23 protein-coding genes are annotated in these 19941 nt (G+C 41.4%); 12 read left to right on the top strand and 11 right to left on the bottom strand.

Features of this window, described 5'->3' with window-relative positions; all coding sequences use genetic code 11:
- Nucleotides 1–17 precede the first annotated feature (17 nt).
- Together SYN7509_RS0208520 and murG are read right to left on the bottom strand one after the other, a co-directional pair.
- The gene (locus tag SYN7509_RS0208520) at nt 18–599 is read right to left on the bottom strand and encodes a Uma2 family endonuclease (RefSeq protein WP_009632964.1); all 582 of its coding nucleotides are present in this window, start codon (nt 597–599) and stop codon (nt 18–20) included.
- Nucleotides 600–617: 18 nt separating this feature from the next.
- Nucleotides 618–1685 (bottom strand): undecaprenyldiphospho-muramoylpentapeptide beta-N-acetylglucosaminyltransferase, encoded by a 1068-nt coding sequence (gene murG / locus SYN7509_RS0208525; protein WP_009632965.1) that lies wholly within the window; start codon nt 1683–1685, stop codon nt 618–620.
- 53 nt (nt 1686–1738) lie between these two features.
- Between murG and SYN7509_RS0208530 the strand changes: the two genes are divergently transcribed.
- From SYN7509_RS0208530 to SYN7509_RS0208545, 4 genes are all read left to right on the top strand, one after another.
- Nucleotides 1739–2578: a Cif family virulence factor gene (locus tag SYN7509_RS0208530; protein ID WP_009632966.1), complete on the top strand. Its 840-nt coding sequence runs from the start codon at nt 1739–1741 to the stop codon at nt 2576–2578.
- A 51-nt stretch (nt 2579–2629) separates the two neighbouring features.
- Nucleotides 2630–3379 carry an SDR family oxidoreductase gene (locus tag SYN7509_RS0208535; protein WP_009632967.1) on the top strand — a complete coding sequence of 250 codons (750 nt, stop codon included), beginning with the start codon at nt 2630–2632 and terminating at the stop codon, nt 3377–3379.
- Nucleotides 3380–3383: 4 nt separating this feature from the next.
- Nucleotides 3384–4010 (top strand): DUF1295 domain-containing protein, encoded by a 627-nt coding sequence (locus tag SYN7509_RS0208540; protein ID WP_009632968.1) that lies wholly within the window; start codon nt 3384–3386, stop codon nt 4008–4010.
- A gap of 227 nt (nt 4011–4237) precedes the next feature.
- A complete protein-coding gene (locus SYN7509_RS0208545) occupies nt 4238–7705 on the top strand; it encodes a type ISP restriction/modification enzyme (RefSeq protein WP_009632969.1) in 3468 nt (1155 codons plus the stop codon).
- 225 nt (nt 7706–7930) lie between these two features.
- Here the strand turns inward: SYN7509_RS0208545 and SYN7509_RS0208550 are convergent, their stop codons facing one another.
- Together SYN7509_RS0208550 and SYN7509_RS0208555 are read right to left on the bottom strand one after the other, a co-directional pair.
- Nucleotides 7931–8215: a BrnA antitoxin family protein gene (locus tag SYN7509_RS0208550; protein WP_028954194.1), complete on the bottom strand. Its 285-nt coding sequence runs from the start codon at nt 8213–8215 to the stop codon at nt 7931–7933.
- Nucleotides 8190–8474 carry a BrnT family toxin gene (locus SYN7509_RS0208555; RefSeq protein ID WP_028954195.1) on the bottom strand — a complete coding sequence of 95 codons (285 nt, stop codon included), beginning with the start codon at nt 8472–8474 and terminating at the stop codon, nt 8190–8192. The genes SYN7509_RS0208550 and SYN7509_RS0208555 overlap by 26 nt, the downstream gene beginning before the upstream one ends.
- 191 nt (nt 8475–8665) lie before the next feature.
- Between SYN7509_RS0208555 and SYN7509_RS0208560 the strand changes: the two genes are divergently transcribed.
- Together SYN7509_RS0208560 and SYN7509_RS0208565 are read left to right on the top strand one after the other, a co-directional pair.
- A complete protein-coding gene (locus SYN7509_RS0208560) occupies nt 8666–9019 on the top strand; it encodes a hypothetical protein (RefSeq protein ID WP_051482560.1) in 354 nt (117 codons plus the stop codon).
- Nucleotides 9020–9023: 4 nt separating this feature from the next.
- Nucleotides 9024–9350: a S1 RNA-binding domain-containing protein gene (locus SYN7509_RS0208565; RefSeq protein WP_009629892.1), complete on the top strand. Its 327-nt coding sequence runs from the start codon at nt 9024–9026 to the stop codon at nt 9348–9350.
- A gap of 67 nt (nt 9351–9417) precedes the next feature.
- On the opposite strand, the gene SYN7509_RS0208570 is transcribed toward SYN7509_RS0208565, so the two are convergent.
- From SYN7509_RS0208570 to SYN7509_RS0208580, 3 genes are all read right to left on the bottom strand, one after another.
- On the bottom strand, nt 9418–9843 hold the full coding sequence (locus tag SYN7509_RS0208570) for an excisionase family DNA-binding protein (RefSeq protein WP_009629891.1): 426 nt from the start codon (nt 9841–9843) through the stop codon (nt 9418–9420).
- A gap of 127 nt (nt 9844–9970) precedes the next feature.
- On the bottom strand, nt 9971–10255 hold the full coding sequence (locus tag SYN7509_RS0208575; RefSeq protein WP_009629890.1) for a BrnA antitoxin family protein: 285 nt from the start codon (nt 10253–10255) through the stop codon (nt 9971–9973).
- On the bottom strand, nt 10230–10514 hold the full coding sequence (locus SYN7509_RS0208580) for a BrnT family toxin (RefSeq protein ID WP_028954197.1): 285 nt from the start codon (nt 10512–10514) through the stop codon (nt 10230–10232). The genes SYN7509_RS0208575 and SYN7509_RS0208580 overlap by 26 nt, the downstream gene beginning before the upstream one ends.
- A gap of 139 nt (nt 10515–10653) precedes the next feature.
- On the opposite strand from SYN7509_RS0208580, the gene SYN7509_RS0208585 reads away from it, so the two are divergent.
- From SYN7509_RS0208585 to SYN7509_RS30090, 5 genes are all read left to right on the top strand, one after another.
- Nucleotides 10654–10926: a ribbon-helix-helix domain-containing protein gene (locus SYN7509_RS0208585; protein ID WP_009630342.1), complete on the top strand. Its 273-nt coding sequence runs from the start codon at nt 10654–10656 to the stop codon at nt 10924–10926.
- A gap of 212 nt (nt 10927–11138) precedes the next feature.
- Nucleotides 11139–11747, top strand: coding sequence for a DUF4129 domain-containing protein (locus tag SYN7509_RS0208590; protein WP_009630341.1), 609 nt, complete (start codon nt 11139–11141; stop codon nt 11745–11747).
- On the top strand, nt 11744–12820 hold the full coding sequence (locus tag SYN7509_RS0208595; protein ID WP_009630340.1) for a DUF4350 domain-containing protein: 1077 nt from the start codon (nt 11744–11746) through the stop codon (nt 12818–12820). The genes SYN7509_RS0208590 and SYN7509_RS0208595 overlap by 4 nt, the downstream gene beginning before the upstream one ends.
- A 12-nt stretch (nt 12821–12832) precedes the next feature.
- The gene (locus SYN7509_RS0208600; protein ID WP_009630339.1) at nt 12833–13783 is read left to right on the top strand and encodes an AAA family ATPase; all 951 of its coding nucleotides are present in this window, start codon (nt 12833–12835) and stop codon (nt 13781–13783) included.
- Nucleotides 13784–13795: 12 nt separating this feature from the next.
- Entirely contained in the window at nt 13796–13969 is a 174-nt protein-coding gene (locus SYN7509_RS30090) for a hypothetical protein (protein WP_158506140.1), read from the top strand.
- Here the strand turns inward: SYN7509_RS30090 and SYN7509_RS0208605 are convergent.
- Nucleotides 13940–14734, bottom strand: coding sequence for an HIRAN domain-containing protein (locus tag SYN7509_RS0208605; RefSeq protein WP_009630338.1), 795 nt, complete (start codon nt 14732–14734; stop codon nt 13940–13942). The genes SYN7509_RS30090 and SYN7509_RS0208605 overlap by 30 nt on opposite strands.
- Nucleotides 14735–14739: 5 nt before the next feature.
- Nucleotides 14740–15675 (bottom strand): HipA domain-containing protein, encoded by a 936-nt coding sequence (locus tag SYN7509_RS0208610; RefSeq protein WP_009630337.1) that lies wholly within the window; start codon nt 15673–15675, stop codon nt 14740–14742.
- Nucleotides 15676–15819: 144 nt separating this feature from the next.
- Between SYN7509_RS0208610 and SYN7509_RS0208615 the strand changes: the two genes are divergently transcribed.
- Nucleotides 15820–17127 carry a DUF58 domain-containing protein gene (locus SYN7509_RS0208615; RefSeq protein WP_009630336.1) on the top strand — a complete coding sequence of 436 codons (1308 nt, stop codon included), beginning with the start codon at nt 15820–15822 and terminating at the stop codon, nt 17125–17127.
- 3 nt (nt 17128–17130) lie between these two features.
- On the opposite strand, the gene SYN7509_RS0208620 is transcribed toward SYN7509_RS0208615, so the two are convergent.
- Both SYN7509_RS0208620 and SYN7509_RS0208625 read right to left on the bottom strand, forming a co-directional pair.
- Nucleotides 17131–18336 carry an HhoA/HhoB/HtrA family serine endopeptidase gene (locus SYN7509_RS0208620; protein ID WP_009630335.1) on the bottom strand — a complete coding sequence of 402 codons (1206 nt, stop codon included), beginning with the start codon at nt 18334–18336 and terminating at the stop codon, nt 17131–17133.
- A 116-nt stretch (nt 18337–18452) separates the two neighbouring features.
- Complete coding sequence (locus tag SYN7509_RS0208625) at nt 18453–19859, bottom strand: IctB family putative bicarbonate transporter (RefSeq protein WP_009630334.1); 1407 nt, start codon at nt 19857–19859, stop codon at nt 18453–18455.
- Between the last annotated feature and the right edge of the window lie 82 nt (nt 19860–19941).

Below are 19941 nucleotides of genomic sequence, written 5' to 3' on the forward strand. Positions count from 1 at the left end.
GTAAAGGCGATCGCATCTTAATCATTCAATTCAAAACTAACCTTGTTGTATAAGTCTTTTAGCGAAACCTGCAAACCAACGGAGTTTAGAGAAATTGCCTCATCTTCAGCTTTACACTCTTTTAATTCCCAACGGTTTTCTCCAGTTTTGGCATACTGCTCTACATAAATGCGAGTTTGGTCAATTAGCAAGTATTCTTGAAAACTAGGGATGGTGCGGTAGTCTGCAAATTTTGCTTGGCGATCGTATCCTTGAGTAGACTTTGATAATACTTCCGCAATAATCAGGGGATTGGTGATTGTATCGGTGCGATTAGAAAAATATCGTGTTCCACCTGCAATAACCATCACATCAGGATAAGTGTATATTTGCTTATCGGGTATCCAAAGACGCACATCTCCCATATAGATTTCGTAGTCTTGCTGGCTAAATGCACCATTTAGAGCAAAGCTTAGATTCAGGGCAATTTTATTGTGATTTGTCGATCCGCCAGTCATAGGAAAGATTTGTCCGTTAACATATTCGCTCTTGTACTCGGCTTTTTCCTCTAATTCGAGGTATTCGGCGGGGGTGTAGGACTTTTTGGTTGTTACTTGCATAATGGGGAAGTGCGATCGCTAATTTTTAACTATTATCTCTTTTACTAAAGCTGCAAGTCTCTCCGCACTATCAACAATTGCAATGCTTTTTGATTTTTCTGCCATTATTTGCAACTGTTGCGGGGAATTTAGCAAATTCATTACTTTACTTTCTAATAACGGTTGTGTTAACTCGGCTTGATTGAACACCAACGTCGCGCCAGCTTTTGTAAACACCTCTGCGTTAAAGAATTGATGATCTTCCGCCGCGTAAGGATAGGGAATTAAAATTGCTGGAGTTCCGGTTACTGCTAATTCCGTTAAACTCGCCGCACCAGCACGACTAATTGCTAAAGAAGCTCTATTTAATAAAGCTGCCATATTGTCATAAAAAGGCAGAGTTAAATATTGAGGATGCTGCAAACTCCCAGCATCGGGATCTTTATCGCCTGTTAGATGCACAACCCAAGCACCCGCAGCACACCAAACGGGGACGCACTCGCGTACTAATTTATTTACTGCTACCGCGCCTTGAGAACCCCCAAAAACGACAATTAACGGTACATTTTCGGGAATGGGTAGTTCTAAAGGTAATTGCTGGGAGCGAAATTGCGATCGCACGGGTGTACCTGTATAGATAGTTTTTACCCCAGGTAAACGCTTTGCGGCGCTTTCAAATCCGATCGCAACTACAGTACAAAAACGGCTAAAAGTACGGGTAACTTTGCCAGGTAAAGCATTAGATTCATGGAAAATTACTGGTATTCCCAGAAGTCGCGCCGCAATCACCGCCGGAGCGGAAATATAGCCACCTGTGGTAAATACACCTTGAAAATTACCTTGTTTTAACAGCTTTCGGACTTCAAAAATTGACCCGACTAAGCGAGTTAAAATTTTAAAAGTACCAAACCCTAATTTTTGCTGAAAACCCTCAATAGTAACCGTATTTAATGGATACTGAGACGGTACTAATTGAGTTTCTAGCCGATTGGGAACACCCAACCACTCAATTTGATAATCGCTTAATTGTTCCGCTACTGCGATCGCCGGAAATAAATGTCCACCCGTACCGCTTGCAGCAATTAGTAATCGTATCGGTGTTACCATCTAGTTTTTACCTTAATTGCTTTAAAATCGAACAACTAACCAAGCTATCATTTATGCGAACCGTTCTAAATTTTTCTCACAAAAACCGCTTAGTTTCTATTAGCTTAGGATTGCTGACTCTAGCTTTAGTTACAATAAGCGATCGCACTATTGCCGCACCGCCAGCTACCGCACCGCCACAGTTGCAAAATATGCTAGTTCAAATTGACGCGGCGGCTAACCAAAAAGATATTCAAGCCGTAATGCAGTTTTACAGTCCAACTTTTGCTCATACTGATGGTTTAACTTACCAAGATTTAGAAAAAGCTTTAACGGCGTTGTGGAAGCAATATCCCCAACTAAAATATGAAACCAAGTTACAGTCTTGGCAAGCTGAAGGCGATGGTATTGTCGCTGAAACCGTGACAAATATTACTGGTACGCAAACCCAAGACAGCCGCAATTTAGCTCTCAAAGCCACAATTAGAAGCCGTCAGCGCTACGAGAATCAAAAAATTGTCAGACAAGAAGTTTTAGCAGAGCGCAGCCAATTAAGCACCGGAACAAAGCCGCCAACCCTCGATATTAAACTACCACAAAGCGTTAAACCTGGTCAGCAGTATAACTTTGATGCTGTTGTCCTTGAGCCATTAAAAGATGATTATTTACTAGGAGCAGCCATTGAGGAGGCTGTAGCACCTGGTCAATATTTTAGTCCTACTCAAGTAAAACTAGACTTGCTCCCGGCGGGTGGATTGTTTAAAATTGGTCGCGTTCCAATGGGAGGAAGCGATCGCTGGTTATCGGCGGTAGTAGTGCGGGGAGACGGTTTAACTCAAGTAACTCAACGCCTCAATGTCCTAGGAGGCACGACTAATCCTCGTCCTAGTGGTAGGAGGTTGAATATTAGATAAAGAATGGGGAGATTTAATATACTTTTCTCCCTTGTATTTTTTAAATAAACTATGATCTCACTTCAAAATCAAACTGTTTTAATTACTGGCGCTAGTAGTGGAATTGGTGAAGCTTGCGCTAGAGTGTTTGCTGAAGCTGGCGCAAAGTTGATACTCGTAGCCAGACGGAAAGAGCGTCTAGAAGAGTTAGCCAAAGAACTTAGTCATACTTTAGTTCATTGTTTAGCGCTGGATGTATGCGATCGCACTGCTGTTGAATCTGTTTCTACAGTGTCAGCCGTTGATATTTTGATTAATAATGCTGGTTTAAGTCGCGGCTTAAACAAACTCCAAGAAGGGGAGTTTCAAGACTGGGAAGAAATGATCGACACAAATATTAAAGGCGTACTTTACCTAACGCGCTGTATTGTACCGGGAATGATTAGCCGGGGTAGAGGTCATATAGTGTTTCTTGGCTCAACGGCAGGACACCAAACTTATCCTAATGGTAATGTTTATTGTGCAACCAAAGCGGCAGTTAGAGTAATTTCTGAGGGGTTGAAACAAGACCTTTTGGGAACTCCGGTAAGAGTCAGCAGCGTAGATCCGGGATTGGTGGAAACGGAGTTTAGTCAAGTGCGCTTTCGTGGGGATAGCGATCGCGCTAAAACTGTCTATCAAGGACTTACACCTTTAACACCGATGGATGTTGCCGAAGTCATACTTTTTTGCGCCACCCGTCCACCTCACGTCAATATTAGCGAAGTATTACTAATGCCTACCGATCAAGCAGGTTCAATGCTATTTAATCGCCAAACTTAACTTTATGCAAACTCAACTAACGGCAATTAATACCGCCAAAATCCTAACGAGTGTCTGTTTAATCGGTTTTGCTGTGGTTTTCGGAGTGCAGGATTTACGACAGGTAATTTATCTATGTCTGCATATTAGCTATTGCGCTTGGTGGCTGTTGGAACAGTGGTTTTATCCGGCGCGAAAGCAGATGTTTAACGAGCCTGTAGGGGTTTTAGGATTTATTTTTAGTTTAGTATTTGTGGGGCTTTTGTACGCCTTGCCAGGTTATTTAGCTTTTACAAATCCTGTACCGCTATCATTTACCGCTACTGCGATCGCTTTACCACTATATATTTTTGGCAGCTTAATCAACACTAGCGCTGACGTACAAAAAATGACCGCAAAGCAAGAAGGCGCAAAGCTTGTTAGCGATGGAATTTGGCGCTTTTCCCGCAACATTAACTATTTTGGCGATCTGATGCGTTATCTAAGTTTTAGCGTGGTGGCAGGTTCAATTTGGGCTTATATAGTGCCAAGTGCGATCGCTTTACTATATCTGCAACGCATTTCCCAGAAAGAACAGACAATGGTAGAAAAGTATGCAGAATATACAACCTATCAGCAATCTAGCCGTCGCTTAATTCCGTTTATTTGGTAATAGTGCGAGCGCTCTTAGGCTTAAAATTGCGAGTTTTGATCTCAAAGTTCCCACCGAGGTTAAGTAATAGAGTTCAATAGGCAATTGTTTAAGTCTAAAAGCCAAAGTTTTGTGTGTGAAAACTTACATTTCAAGCTTTTAATGTGAAGGATAGAGTTTTAAGTGGGAATACTAAAATTTAGATTCTGCTTTGTCTGGTCTTAACACTTGTCACTGAGAAAATTACTATGAGTGCTTTTGAAACCTACATTCGACATTTACAGGAAATTCGGGCAACGGGGGCAGCCGTTAAGGAAACTTCCTATTATGGGGCTTTAGAGCAATTGTTGAATGAGTTGGGTAACACCCTGAAGCCGAAAGTGCGCTGCGTGATGCAGTTGAAAAATATTGGCGGGGCGGGAATGCCTGACGGGGGTTTGTTTGTTGCTAGTCAGTTTCAAAGAAAAACGGGGGATACTCCAATCAATCCCACGAATCCAGAGCGGGGTGTAGTTGAAATTAAGGGAACGGGGGATGATGCCTGGGTAGTTGCAGAAACGAAGCAGGTTTCTAAATATTGGGACAAGTATCGTCAGGTGTTGGTGACAAATTATCGAGATTTTGTGCTGATTGGGCAGGATGGGAACGGACAACCTGCAATGCTAGAAACCTATCGTTTAGCCAAAGATGAGGCTGAGTTTTGGCAGAAGGCAAACAATCCTAAACAGTTTGCTCAAGAGCAAGAAGAACAGTTAACTGAATATTTGAAGCGGGTGATGCTTCAGTCTGCCAGTATTGCCACTCCGAAGGATCTTGCTTGGTTTTTGGCTTCCTATGCTAAGGATGCAAAGGCACGAATTGAGAAAACTGATTTACCTGCTTTAGAGTCGCTGCGAAAGGCGTTAGAGGAAGCATTAGGAATTACGTTTACGGGAGATAAGAAAGATCCGAAGAAGGGAGAGCGGTTTTTTAAATCTACGCTGGTTCAAACGCTGTTTTATGGTATTTTTTCGGCGTGGGTATTGTGGCAAAAGCAAAACGTCAAGGGAGATTTCAACTGGAAAGAATCAGCTTGGTATTTGCACGTTCCGATGATTCGGGCGTTGTTTGAAAAGGTAGCAACGCCAACTCATCTTGGCAAGCTGGATTTAGTAGAGGTGTTGAACTGGACGGGGGAGGCTTTGAATCGGGTAGACCGGGAAGCATTCTTTTCTAAGTTTGAGGAAGGGCAAGCTGTTCAGTATTTCTATGAGCCGTTTTTGGAAGCGTTCGATCCAGAGTTACGCAAAGAGTTAGGGGTTTGGTATACGCCACCGGAGATTGTGCAATATATGGTGGCGCGGGTTGATACGGTGTTGCGCGAAGAATTGCAGATTGAAGATGGATTAGCTGACCCTAATGTATATATTCTTGACCCTTGTTGTGGAACGGGGGCGTTTTTGGTGGAAGTATTGCGACGAATTGAAGCCAATTTGCAGGATAAGGGACTAGGAGCGCTAGTTGGTTCGCAATTGAAAGAAGCAGCCATGAAGCGGGTGTTTGGCTTTGAGATATTGACGGCTCCGTTTGTAGTGGCACATTTGCAGTTGGGATTAGTGTTGCAAAATTTAGGTGTGCCGTTGAGTGATGAGCAGGAACGAGTAGGAGTGTATTTGACGAATGCGTTAACCGGATGGAAACCACCTGATGAGGAGGGAAAACAAAAACTTCAGCAGCTTGCTTTTACGTTTCCAGAACTTAAACTTGAACATGATGCAGCAGATCAAGTTAAGCAAGAAAAACCAATTTTAGTTATTCTTGGAAATCCTCCTTACAACGCTTATGCAGGAGTAAGCCCTGATGAAGAACAGGGTTTAGTAGAACCTTACAAGGCAGGATTAATTTCTGAATGGGGGATCAAAAAATTTAATCTTGATGAACTTTACATTCGTTTCTTCCGGCTAGCCGAACAAAGGATTACTGAGAGAACACAAAAGGGAATTGTTTGTTATATTTCTAGCTTTTCGTATCTGAGCGATCCATCATACGTTGTCATGCGAAAGCGTTTTTTAAATGAGTTCGATAAACTCTGGTTTGATTGCATGAATGGGGATAGTAGAGAGACAGGCAAGATAACCCCAGAAGGTAATCCCGATCCTTCGGTCTTTTCGACAGAATACAACCGTGAAGGAATTCGGGTAGGAACAGCAATTGCTTTAATGGTTCGTAAGGAAATCCGGGATGAGAATTCAACTACCAAATTTCGCCATTTTTGGGGAGTTAATAAGAGAAAAGAATTACTAGAGCATTTAACCAAACCAAATATCGATCTAGATTACCAAACGACGGCTCCATCTATAAGTAATCGATTCTCCTTCCACCCTTCTGATGTTGCTTCACACTATCTAGGATGGGCTAAATTAACTGAGTTATGTAGCGAAGCTCCGATTAATGGATTATTTGAGAAGCGTGGCGGAGCATTAATCGACATCGATAAAAATGCTCTCTCACAAAGAATGGAGGTATATTACAACTCTGATGTCAGTTGGGAAACACTTCGATTGTTAAAAACTGGGTTAACTAAAGAAGCTGCTGGATTTGAGCCTAAGAAAGTTAGAAATAAGGTACAAAATGCAGAGATTTATAGCCTAGAGCGAATTCATAAATATGCAGTTCGTCCTTTTGATATACGTTGGTGTTATTACAGTAGTGTTAGTCCTTTGTGGAATCGGTCAAGACCAACTTTTTACGCACAGCTTTGGAATGGTAACTCTTTTTTAATGAGTCGCCCTGCTGGTGCAGCCAGTATAGAAGGAGTTCCTTTATTTTTTTCAAAAGTTATTGGAGATAACGATTTTCTCAGAGGTCATGCGTATTACTTTCCATTACGACTACGTTCTGCCAGCCTTGCAAAAACGGATCGTTCAATTCATCAAATGAAAATTGAAGGGCTTGTAAGTGAAGAAAACCTGAAAAATACTGCAAATCTCTCTACTACTACTCGTAATTATCTAGTTTCTTTGGGTATGTTAGATCCAGACAGCGACCCTGAGATGGCTGCATTAATTTGGATGCACGCTCTAGCAATTGGTTATTCACCTGCTTATCTAACAGATAATGCTGATGGAATTCGCCAAGACTTTCCGCGCATCCCACTACCCGATCGCCGCGAAACCCTAATTGCCTCTGCAAATCTCGGTCGTCAAATCGCCGCACTTCTCGATCCAGAAACCCCTGTTGCGGGTGTCACTTCTGGTAAACTTCGCCCGGAAATAAAAACCATTGCCGTTGTATCCCGTGTTGTTAAAGGCAACCTCGATCCCAATATTGACTTTGCATTAACCGCAGGTTGGGGTCACGCTGGGCAAAATGGGGTAACAATGCCTGGAAAAGGAAAGATAGTCGATCGCGCCTACACCCTTGAAGAACAAAACGCGATCGCAGAACTCATAGAGCAACTTGGCTCTACCCATGATATTTACCTCAATGACATTGCCTACTGGAAAAACATTCCCGATCGCGTATGGAATTATACGATTGGCGGATATCAGGTAATTAAGAAATGGTTGAGCTATCGGGAACAGGCATTGTTGGGGCGATTTCTTAAACAAGAAGAAGTCATTGAAGTTACGCAAATGGCAAGACGCATTACAGCAATTTTGTTGCTAGAACCTGAATTAGATGCCAATTATCAAGCGGTGAAACAATCAACCTATCCTTGGATAGTCCAGAAGTAATTAACTATCAAGGAAAGTGCAATGTCTGCAATTACATTAAATACAAGCTAACTTGAAGAAACACTTAAAACCATTGCTAGTTTGATAAATTTAACTCATGCCATAAAACTAAAAGCAGAGGAAGATTACTGTTGCATGGTTAATCAAATATTCCTAAAGCATACAGATGAAGTGCGATCGCACTTTTGTTTTAAGGTAAGGCGATCGCACTTAAAAAATATGTCCTTAATGGTGAGTTACATAAGTTCTCAATACATCGTTAATTAGAGTCTGATAGCCTTTTTCTGTGGCGTGACTTCTAAACCATTCCAAAACTTCTGTGTCAATCCTGATGCTAATTTGTTCCGTTTTTGGTTTACGCTGCACCAGTTTGGCTTTTTTGAAAAATTCTTCATCTAAGGGCGGAATATCAGAATAATCAATATTTTCATCAGACATTGATTTAAGTTCTTCTGCCCTTTCCTTGCTCATTAGAGTTATTTCATCAATCTGTTTGCGTACAATACTCATAGTAAAGTTTTTCTTCTTGTTTATTGGCTCTACGGGCTGAAATCATCCTAATTCTTGCTTCTCGTTCAGTATAAACAACGGTCAAAATTATCATCTGACTATTTCTACCAATTCCAATTAACCTAACTTCCCCATACTCAAATCGAGTATCAACGATTTCATATATTGGATAGTAAAAAACTTCGGCAGCTTCTTCAAAACTAATCTGATACTTTCTTTGGTTAGCTTTGTTTTTGTCTTCGTCCCATTCAAACTCCATAATGTGTATATACAAAACAGTATAGACATTATATAAAGCGATCGCACTTTTTCACTATTGCAACAATCAAGGCGATCGCACTATAATTTTTGAAACCATGCGATCGCGCTTTTATTATTCCACCATAACTACTAGCCTAGTTAGCTAAGGTGCGATCACCTTTTAATTCTGTACAATGACAAAATTAACTATTGTCTACTCTTCGGGATACGGTGCAAGTAGTTACAATTTACAAAGCTACTCAGAAAGGTAAAGGACAGCAACTTTTAAAGGAGGGATTTCTGCCTGACAATTTTCCGTACAGTCCACCTAACGCTGATGGAAAATGCTATTTCGCTGCTCCAAATAGCAGAAGTCTTGCAGAGGAATACAACAAATATTACAAAGACGGAATTATAGAAGTTACAATTGATCGAGAAGCCTATGATGATTACTTTAGGTCGCTTGAAAGACCTTATCAAGGTGGAGGGCAAATCGAGTTACCAATTCCTCACAGTCTATTTTCTATATTAAATAAATTTCCAAGAGTGTTAAAACTACAGTAATTTTATGAGTAATAGTTTTTGGAACGAAGTAAAGGCTAAATATCGCCTTGGGGAACTAATACACGGTAAGGTTGAGCGTCACTTTCCTTTTGGCATTTTTGTTGATATTGGTGACGAGAATGTTAGAGGAATTGTCCAAATTCCAGACTTTGTAGATACCGGAGACATGACCCCAGAAATGTATCCTGAGATTGGCTCACCGATAGGCGCAGTCGTCATTGGCTATACCGAAGACGATCGCAATCAAATTTGGCTGAGTGTGAAACCTAGCGTATTGCAAAGAGCGCTTGTAAAGCTAAAAATTCCAGCTAGTAGCGAGAGAAGTCTGTAGTTTTAACTGCAATAATAAAGGCGATCGCACTAGCTCAATAGATGATTCTTAACTTTGCTGGTAAATATTAATTGTAAAAGCCTTCACCTTGACTCAACTGAGTTAGTTCTTGCAAACTTTGCCGACGTTCTAAACCTCTTTGCTGTTTATATGCCATCAAATCTTTAAACTGAATGCGTTGATGAGAACCAGCTTTTATATAAGGAATTTCCTCTTGTTCTAGAAGTCCAAGCAGAAAGGAGGATGAGACATTTAAGATATCTGCGGCTTGTTGTAATGTTAGTTCGCAATCGAGCGGTACTAAAGATACTGCTTGACCAGATGCCATAATATGAATTGCTTGACGCATTACAGAGTAAACAGCATCGGGAATAAAAATTTCTTTACCGTCTGTTCCTACTAATTTTGCTGGAGAAATTGCAGAGCTTAAAATTGAATCTAAGTGCTGGATACTTTCTACTTCCTTTTCTGTCGCAAATATTAGCTCTGTCATAAAATTTTATTATTAGGCTTAATTTACGGATAACTTTATTATAAAATACAAGCCCCTATACTTCTACTGTAAGGTGCGATCGCACTCTTGTTTTAAGGTAAGGCGATCGCACTTAAAAAATATATCCTTAATGGTGAGTTACATAAGTTCTCAATACATCGTTAATTAGAGTCTGATAGCCTTTTTCTGTGGCGTGACTTCTAAACCATTCCAGCACTTCTGTATCAATTCTGATGCTAATCTGTTCAGTTTTTGGCTTACGCTGCACCAGTTTAGCTTTTTTGAAAAATTCTTCATCTAAAGGCGGAATATCAGAATAATCAATATTTTCATCAGATATTGATTTAAGTTCTTCTGCCCTTTCCTTGCTCATTGGGGGTATTTCATTAATCTGTTTGCGTACAATATTCATAGTAAAGTTTTTCTTCTTGTTTATTGGCTCTACGGGCTGAAATTATCCTAACTCTTGCTTCTCGTTCAGTATAAACAACGGTCAAAATTATCATCTGACTATTTCTACCAATTCCAATTAACCTAACTTCCCCATACTCAAATCGAGTATCAACGGTTTCATATATTGGATAGTAAAAGACTTCGGCAGCTTCTTCAAAACTAATCTGATGCTTTCTTTTGTTAGCTTTGTTTTTGTCTTCGTCCCATTCAAACTCCATACAATGTATATACAAAACAGTATAGACATGATACAAGGCGATCGCACTCTCCACAAATACAACATAAAAGGGATTACTCTATCTAAAGCGATCGCACTAGAGTTGATATCATAGTAGTCATCAAATCAGTCATCAGTGTATGTCAACAAAGAAAATAGTCCGAACTACTCTAGCCTTGCCGGATGACCTACTAGCAGCCACCGATAGGGCGGTTCAAGAAGGTAAAGCCCGTAGCCGCAATGAGTTTGTAGCTATAGCATTGCGACATGAGCTTGCGGCTCTTAAACGCACTGAAATTGATGCTGCTTTTGCTCTTATGAGCGATGATGAGCAATATAAATCTGTTGCCGTTGCGATCGCCAATGACTTCTCTAGCGCCGACTGGGAAGCCTTAAAGCTTAGTGAAGCATGATACGGGGCGAAGTATTAGAGCAACTAAACCAAGCATTACTGATTGCTTTAGACTTGTTTGGTGAAGGGTAAACATTTTAAAAGTTGAAAAATAGATAAGCTTGCTAATTAGTTAAAGTGCGCTCGCATTGCGGTTGAAATTGCAATTAAACTTTATGCAGATATAATATTGACAATCAAGCTGCGGTTTTTCTACGGGCTTAAACTCCACCAATGCCTACAACTGAAGAATTTGCTAAAACTAGCTGGGATTGGCAATTGTCGCTATTCCAACAACAATTAGGCGAATGGATAGAATTGCAACTTTCGCGCTTTAACTCGACTTTACCAGAGGTTTTACCGCCCGATTGGTCGCTAGATGCCCCTTGGCTAGTAGATTTAATTAAGGGCCTAATTTGGCTAATAGCGATCGCAATTACAATTTGGCTACTATGGCAACTTTGGAAAATACTAGAACCATTAACCTACTCTTGGCGCGGACGCAAATCGAATAAACTAGCAGATAGCGCAAATATGCCTCAATTAGCCGTAAATCAATGGCTAGAAAAAAGTCAGGGTTATTTTGCTCAAGGTAATTATGCGGAAGCTTGTAGATGTTTATATCAAGCCACCTTACAACACTTGCACGATCGCAAGATTATTACTCATCAATTTAGCCGTACTGATGGCGAATACTTACAACTATTAGCAGAAATCCCCCCATCTCCGGCTTATCAAACAATGCTTGCAACTCACGAGCAATTGTGTTTTGGGAATAAAGAAATTGTGCCAGAAACCTTCGAGGAGTGCAAACAAGCTTACGGGGAGATTTCCAAGCTATGAAACGATCAAATCGTTTGTGGTGGTTGGGGGGAATTGCGATCGCAGTTGTTGTATTACTAACCTTAATTGCTGCTCCCAATACTAGCTATATCAACAATGGCTCAACTTATAACCGCGCTCCCGATGGCTACGGCGCTTGGTATGCTTATATGCAGGCACAAGGTGTAAAAATAGAGCGTTGGCAAAAACCTTTTGAGGATTTAAAGCCAAAAAGTGCTGTAACTCTGCTACGAGTTAACAACCAGCTAACAGATTTTGATCTTGATACCGACGAAAAGAAGTGGATAGAAAAAGGTAATACTTTAGTTATTTTGGGAGTAAAAGGAACAGTTACCAAGGCAGATTTTAGCACCTTGCAAAGTTCGCCTGTGGGTGATGTCAAAATTGAAACCAGTAGACGAACTAAGAAAAAAGAGACAATCTTACAATTAGGCGATCGCTTTGGCGCAATTATCTGGAGTCAAAAAGTTGGTAAGGGAGTTGCTATTTTTTCAACTACACCATATTTAGCGGCTAATGCTTATCAAGATTACCCCAGCAATTTTAAATATTTGGCGCAGTTAGTCGGTAAAAATCCACAAATATTTGTAGACGAATATAGTCATGGCTATAGAGATAAATCTATTACCGAAACCGAAAGCGATCGCAACTTGTGGGCATATTTGGCAAACACACCCCTATTACCCCTATTACTGCAAGCTGGAGTTTTATTATTAATCTTAATTTGGGCGCAAAATCGCCGCTTTGGTGCGCTAGAAAGCCTAGAAACGCCAGCAATTGACAACAACATTGCTTACATTCAGGCAATGGCTGGAGTATTAGAAAAAGCCGAATGTAGCGAGTTTATTTTAAGCGTTGTGGGTAAAGAAGAACAATTACAACTGCAAAAAGCCCTAGGATTAGGGAAAATTCCCCTAGAACAGCAAACTTTAGTAGATAATTGGGTGCAGCAAACTAAAAATTCTCCTAGCCAACTGCAACAATTGCTCCATCAGCGATCGCGCTTGAGTAATAAGCAATTGCTAGAGTGGCTGGATAAATGGCAGAAAATGCGCGATCGCCCTTCATCTTAAATCTTTCCCCCTATGAGCGAAAACCACGCTACTTTAAATCGCCTTGGTGAATCTCTTAACCAAGTAGTTGTCGGACAATCTGCCGTAGTACAGCAACTCTTAATAGCGCTTCTAGCAGGGGGTCACGTCATTTTGGAGGGCGTACCCGGAACGGGAAAAACATTGCTTGTCAAGGTTCTAGCAACCCTCGTCCAGGCAGATTTTAAGCGCGTCCAACTCACCCCCGATATATTACCCGCCGATATTACCGGGACAAATATTTTAGACTTTAATAACCGCACCTTTATCTTAAAAAAAGGGCCAGTATTTACTCAAATACTTCTAGCTGATGAAATTAACCGCACTCCACCCAAAACTCAAGCAGCGCTACTAGAGGCGATGGAAGAACAGCAGGTAACATTAGATGGTGAAACTCTACCTTTACCAGAATTATTTTGGGTAATTGCAACGCAAAACTCCTTGGAATTTGAAGGTACATACCCGCTACCAGAGGCACAATTAGATAGATTTTTATTCAAGCTAATAGTAGATTACCCAGACTCTAATAGCGAAAAGCAAATGTTGCTCAATCGTCAAGCGGGGTTTCAGACAAGACGGTTAGATATTGCACAACTAAAAAGCATCGCCACTGTAGAGCAAATTATTCAAGCGCGGGAAGCGGTTAAAGCAATTAAAGTATCGGAAAAAATTATAGATTATTTATTGGAATTAGTAAGAAATACGCGCCAACATCCCGATTTAGCTTTAGGTGCTTCTCCGCGATCGGCGGTAGCATGGTTGCAGTCAAGTAAAGCTAGTGCTTGGCTATCAGGTAGAGACTATGTAACCCCCGACGATATCAAAGTAGTTGCACCGCCATTGTTACGTCATCGGCTAATTTTGAAGCCGGAAGCATTATTAGATGGGTTGATGATAGAAGCGGTAATTGGTTCAATTCTAGACCGAGTAGCTGTACCAAGATAAAGTGTCTAAAAAATGATTCCCTCAAAAAGAACTTATTTATTACTGCTACTGGGAATTGCGATCGCACTATCTATTTATCTAAAAGCTGTTTTCTCTGCTGCCTGTCTTTTGGGTGGATATGATGTCTCAACTGTCTTGAAACAGACAGAAGTTTTGTTATTGCTTTCTATGAAGACTTCTACCTAATGTTGCTAGTGCGTCCCCAACAGGAAAGTCGTAAGGCTGATACTCAAGACTTGAAAAAGGGCGAAATTTTTTATCCCATTGGGCAGTTAAGTTACACAATAGGCGAAACTGTAATGGTGCTGGAGATTGGTTAACACGCTCTACACGCACCTCTACAGCGTTAGGATTTTGGTGAAGAAGCTCAAATACTTCACAGTTTAGGAAACGCGGACAATACCCTACTATGTAATGATCATCAGTGTTTAAAACTAAGGCTTGAGAGTCGTATGGATTTTGAAACTCGTGCGCTAACCACAACTTTTCCTCTGGTTTAAAGCTGTTAATTCGCTCAATAGAACATTTTGGCAAGTGTCGCAGCCCGTGTAAGAAAAAGTGAATATGATATTTGCCATCTTCATCTGGTTCTGGAGAGGGAAATACAGTTAAAGTATCTGTTTTTCGTTGCCCACCACTACGGGCTAGAATAGCAATAGGATCGTCGTCATGCTGAGAAATATTCAACCACTGTACAAAGTCTGCATAATCTGGGCGAGAACGAGGCATCAAACGATTGGCAAGCACAGGAAATAAATAAGTTGACGTATACACTCCCTTTAAATAAGGAAATGATAATAAAGGAGCAAATCCAAACTTTTCCGCTTCTATAACTCCTCGTGTATATACAAATTCATATTTTCCTTCGTCAAAAGTTATACGACCAATAGGAAACCAACAACGGCTTTGTGAATCTTGCCAAGCTAAAAATAGTGTTTTTGGTGCCTTCAAAATAGTTATTCCTTTAAGTTAAGTAGCCGACGTTGGTTATATTCAAGAATTTTTTGAGCGAAATCAATGGCAATGGGGGAGATTCTCTTACTTGGAATGTGGGTAAAAATCTCTAATATATTTGCGCTGGTAATACTGCTAAGGCGCTCCAGCCAAATATTGGTAGCTTTGGGATAAATCCGAGCAACATAGGTAAAAACATCAAAAGTTTTGAGTGACTTCCTATCCTCAAAACTCCGATAAAAGGCAGAAGAACACTTATTCGCGTATGCCTCTACCGAGCTTTGCTGTAATAATTTTTTCTGTCTGTTTGCATCGGATAATTCGCGTCCAAGACTAGAAGCATGGTCATAAGTTGGTGCTAAGTAGATTGTTTCTGTTGCATCAGGCATCATTTCTTTGCTAATGACTCCCCAGTTTTCATGATGGCGATCGCCATTTCCTATCCATGCGTCCAATAACAGATAGCCTACAAATACATCCACTGCTGTTTTAATATTACTAGGTGCAGTCCAAGCAGGAGGCAATTTTATTGACTCGTCTCCTAAAACTTTTAGCACTATATCAATTGTATGTTGCGATGCTCCGTAGGTGGCAGAGGTGTCATAGTTTGGCACAATAGCAAAGAGAAGGTCATTACCATTGACGACGAACTCTCCTTCTTTTTCTTGCAAAAATTTTAGTGAAGCTACGCCGCGCTTTCCCTCCCAAGTCTCTGCTAACTCATACTCAGCGTGTGGTAGTCCTAAAATTTTGCACAATTCGGCTGCAACTTTCTCTGCCCAATCTTCGCCTATATTTGGTCGGGCTTGTTTATATAAATAATCCAGATTCTCATGCTCAAACCAAAACTTAGGCTTAGTTCCTAAGTCTTCATTCTCGCGCAGTTCATAATTTTCTTGGGTAACAACAATAACTTGGTATTCCGACGTGCTTATCATTAGAGAGGAGTGCGTTGCGATCGCTAATTAATACCCTGACCAATATTTCAAGTTAGGCAAATTTATATAGAGTCGTGCTGGAGCGCTATAAAACGTCCTGACTATGGACAAGTTTAAATGTTAAACCTTAAATAAATTCCTTAAATGATTCCCTCCAAAAGAACCTATTTATTGCTGCTATTTGGAATTGCGATCGCACTTTCCACTTCTATGATCTGGAATGTCAAAACCAGCATAGTAATTACATTGATATTTGATGCGATTGTTTTAACCTTGATGGTGGTAGATAGTTTACGCGCCAAACTTTACCGCGTCCAAATTACCCGTACCTTACCGCCGAGATTATCTATTGGGCGAGATAATCCTGTAGTGTTAACCATTACATCAAAAAATCGCCCCGTCGAAATTCAGATATGCGATCGCCCACCCACAGAATTTAAACTTACTCAACCCATCCTAACTACTTCCTTAGCCAGTAATACCACTAGCGAATTAACTTATACAGTTTCTCCAACTAAACGCGGCGAATTTGACTATGGCGATATTCAAGTACGACAATTAGGCAGTTGGAGACTCTCTTGGGACGATTTTAAAATCTATTGCAGCCAAAAAGTTAAAGTTTATCCAGACTTATTAGGATTAAAAAACTTATCAATTCGCCTGACATTACAATCTAGCGGCGCTTTGCGAAAAATGCGTATTCTAGGTATCGGCACAGAATTTAGGGAACTGCGCGATTATGGCAAAGGTGACGATTTGCGCTTAATTGACTGGAAAGCTACCGCTAGGCGCGATCGCCCTTTAATTAGAGTTCTAGAACCAGAACAAGAGCAAACCCTAATTATATTGCTCGATCGCGGACGTTTAATGACGGCTCAAGTGCAGGGATTGAAGCGCTTTGACTGGGGATTGAATGCTACTTTAGCTTTAGCTCTAGCAGGCTTAAATCGAGGCGATCTTGTGGGGGTTGGTGTATTCGATCGTCAAATGCACCTATGGATTCCACCGGATAGAGGACAACACCAATTAAGCCACCTCATCGACCGCCTTACACCTATTCACCCCGTATTGCTAGAATCGGACTATATGGGAGCAGTGACAAACGTAGTTCAGCAGCAAACTAGACGCGCTTTAGTGGTACTTATTACAGACATAGTAGACGGCACCGCATCGGCGGAATTATTAGCCGCAATGGGACGATTAGCGCCGCGTTACTTGCCTTTTTGTGTCACGTTGGGCGATCGCCAAGTAGAAGAAATTGCCCACACTCCCACCCAAAATGTAACCGCGACTTATACTCGCGCCGTCGCCTTAGATTTACTATCCCAGCGTCAACTAGCTTTTGCCAAGCTAAAACAAAAAGGAGTATTAGTATTAGATGCAACCTGCGATCGCATTAGTGAACAAATAGTTGATCGATATCTGCAACTCAAAGCCCGCAATCAACTGTAACGCCTATCTTCTACCTTCAGGAAACGCCCCCGGTTTTACTTGAATAACCTGCGTTTTGCCGTCGCGGTTAATTTCCATTGCTAAAGTAGTTCCGAGTGTTGTAGCTTCAACGTACTGCTGCACCTCCGAAGCCTTTTTAACCGAGGTATTATTGATTTTTTGAATTATATCTCCCTCCCTTAAACCTGACTGCTCTGAAGGAGATTTTCTGATAACTTCGACAATTAATACTCCAGAATTTTGTTTAACATTCAACTTCGTTTCTTGATTAATTTGTTCTTTAGTTGCGCTAGTCAAATCCACCATCTTGATGCCTAAAAATGGATGATCTACGCTACCTTTACTAAACAACTGATTAGCTACACGAGCGGCGGTTTGAATGGGAATTGCAAAACCCAATCCCTGAGCATCGGAACGAATTGCGGTATTTACTCCAATTACCTCCCCTTGAGCGTTTAATAATGGCCCGCCAGAATTTCCAGGATTAATTGCGGCATCAGTTTGAATAAAAGTGACGCGCTTATCGGGAACGCCAACTTGAGCGCTGGATCTATCGGTAGCGCTAATAATTCCAATCGTTACAGTGTTATCTAACCCCAAAGGATTGCCAATGGCGATCGCCCATTCTCCAGGAATCAAGTTATTAGAATTACCAATTCTAACTTGAGGCAAATTACGAGCATTAATTTTCACCGCCGCCACATCGGTAACGGTATCAACGCCTACAACTTTCCCTTCAAAACTGCGCCCATCTTTTAAAGTAACTTGTACTGTATCTGTATCGGCGACTACGTGAGCGTTAGTTAGTAAATGACCATCGGCCGTTAAAATAAAACCCGAACCTGTACCGCGCTCTACTCGCTCATCAGGAATTGGTTGTTCGTCGCCAAAAAAGCGGCGAAATAAAGGATTATCCAAAGCTTCAGGGATTTGATTTGTGACTTTGCGCGTGGCGTTAATTCGTACTACCGCCGGACCCACTTCTTCAACGGCGGTGGCGATAAAATTGCGATCGCGCTCTTGAATAATTCCCGCCGTAACGCTTCTGTCTACTGGGGAATTAGTTGGGGGTTGGATTACTGGTACAGTCCTGAGTTGCTGAAATGGTTGTTTTGGTATAAGCAAATAGCGACTACCGACAACTCCTGCACCACCGCCAATAACCAGTAAAGTCAGAGAAAAAGCCAACTGTTTTAAAGAGATACCCATATTATTTGCTGCTTTCTAAGCGTAATGCAGATAGTGACATCTCCCAACGCTAAGTATTAAGAGTAATATAGCGCGGGCTTCTCAACTTACGCAGGAGACGACGACGTTATCACCTATTAGCTCAGTTTCTGGTTTAAAGCTATAGATGCTAAAGGCGATCGCACGGGAGTATTTGGGTAATAGCTGGCAATTAAAGCCACCATTAACCACCAAAGGGTATTAATCTCAGGACGATACCAAACAGTGTCTACGGCTCCATGAGCCAGCATACCGATAATAATTGCCGTTGCCCCAATTAACCAAAAACCTTCACGACTTCTTGTTTCCCGCATCCGCATCAATTGCACCCAAGCTTGATTTAAGGTGACGACCAGTAACCACAGGAAACACGCCAACCCGACAAAACCCGTCTCTACAGCAATTTCTAGCACCACTGAGTAAGCACTTAAAGCTGTAAAACGAGGGCGTTGGTAGAGAGGATAAATTTTATTAAAAGCATTGTTACCAGGGCCGATACCCAGAACTGGGCGATCGCGAATCATCTCAAACACCGCCGCCCAAACATTTTGGCGGAAATTGTTACTACTATCGCCTCTACCCGCAAAAATAGTTAAAACGCGATCGCGCAACGATTCGCTCGCAACTATGGCTGCTAATAATAAAATCCCAAACCCGCCAATCACAATGGCGATCGCCCATTTTCGCCAAAAATGCGGCAAATATTGCGCCCACCACTGACGCAGCAATAATACTAACGCTACCATCGCTACTATTGTGGCAATCCAACCCCCACGACTACCCGTAAAAGCCAAACACGCACCATTAACTAAAAACATGGTTAAAGCTAAAGCTTTTGCCGTCCACCTTTGCCAAGCAAACATGGCTACCAAACTTAAAATTAAGGCAGGTAACAAGTAGCCCGCAAGTAAATTGGGATTACCTAAATAACTATAAACTCGCGTTGCCGTTGCTTGCGTCGAAGTTGGATCGTTCCAAGTTGCTAGGGGTTCTACTTTATCAAACCATTGCTGCACTCCGTACACACTGACAATGAGAGCAACATGAAGATAAACACCAATGACAATTGAGCGCAGCCGAGGCCGTCGCATTACCCGCGCTGACAAGGCAAATAGCACTAAATAAGAAGTTAGCTTCATCAAGCCTGCAAAAGCATCAGCCTTGACAGGAGATAAAGCCGTTGCCACTGTAGCAATTGCCCAATACAGCAATACTAACCAATGAATCGGAGTAGCTTTAGTTTTGGCATCATCTGCCACCGTTAGCAGCAACCAAAAACTAGCACAAGCAAGCAGCAACACTTTGACTAAATCGTTAGAGACAAAAGGCGCAAGTCCGATTACCAAGCTAACTAATAATGCTCCCAAGGGTTCCGACCATTGCATCAACCAACTGCTTTGTCGCCAGTTGCGTAGTAGTCCAATCGGACGGTGGAGGTAGCTGGCATTTTGCCACTGTTGCAGTTGCAAGTTGCCTAGAGTAAATTGTTGCCAAATTGAATTCATAGGAAAAAAAAGCTGGAACTAGATTAAAGCAATAGCATCTTAAATTTACGCCAAACCCAATCTAGCCTCAAAACTATTAAGG

Origin of the sequence: Synechocystis sp. PCC 7509, assembly GCF_000332075.2 — a bacterium.
In the GTDB taxonomy this organism is placed as follows: Bacteria; Cyanobacteriota; Cyanobacteriia; order Cyanobacteriales; family Chroococcidiopsidaceae; genus Aliterella.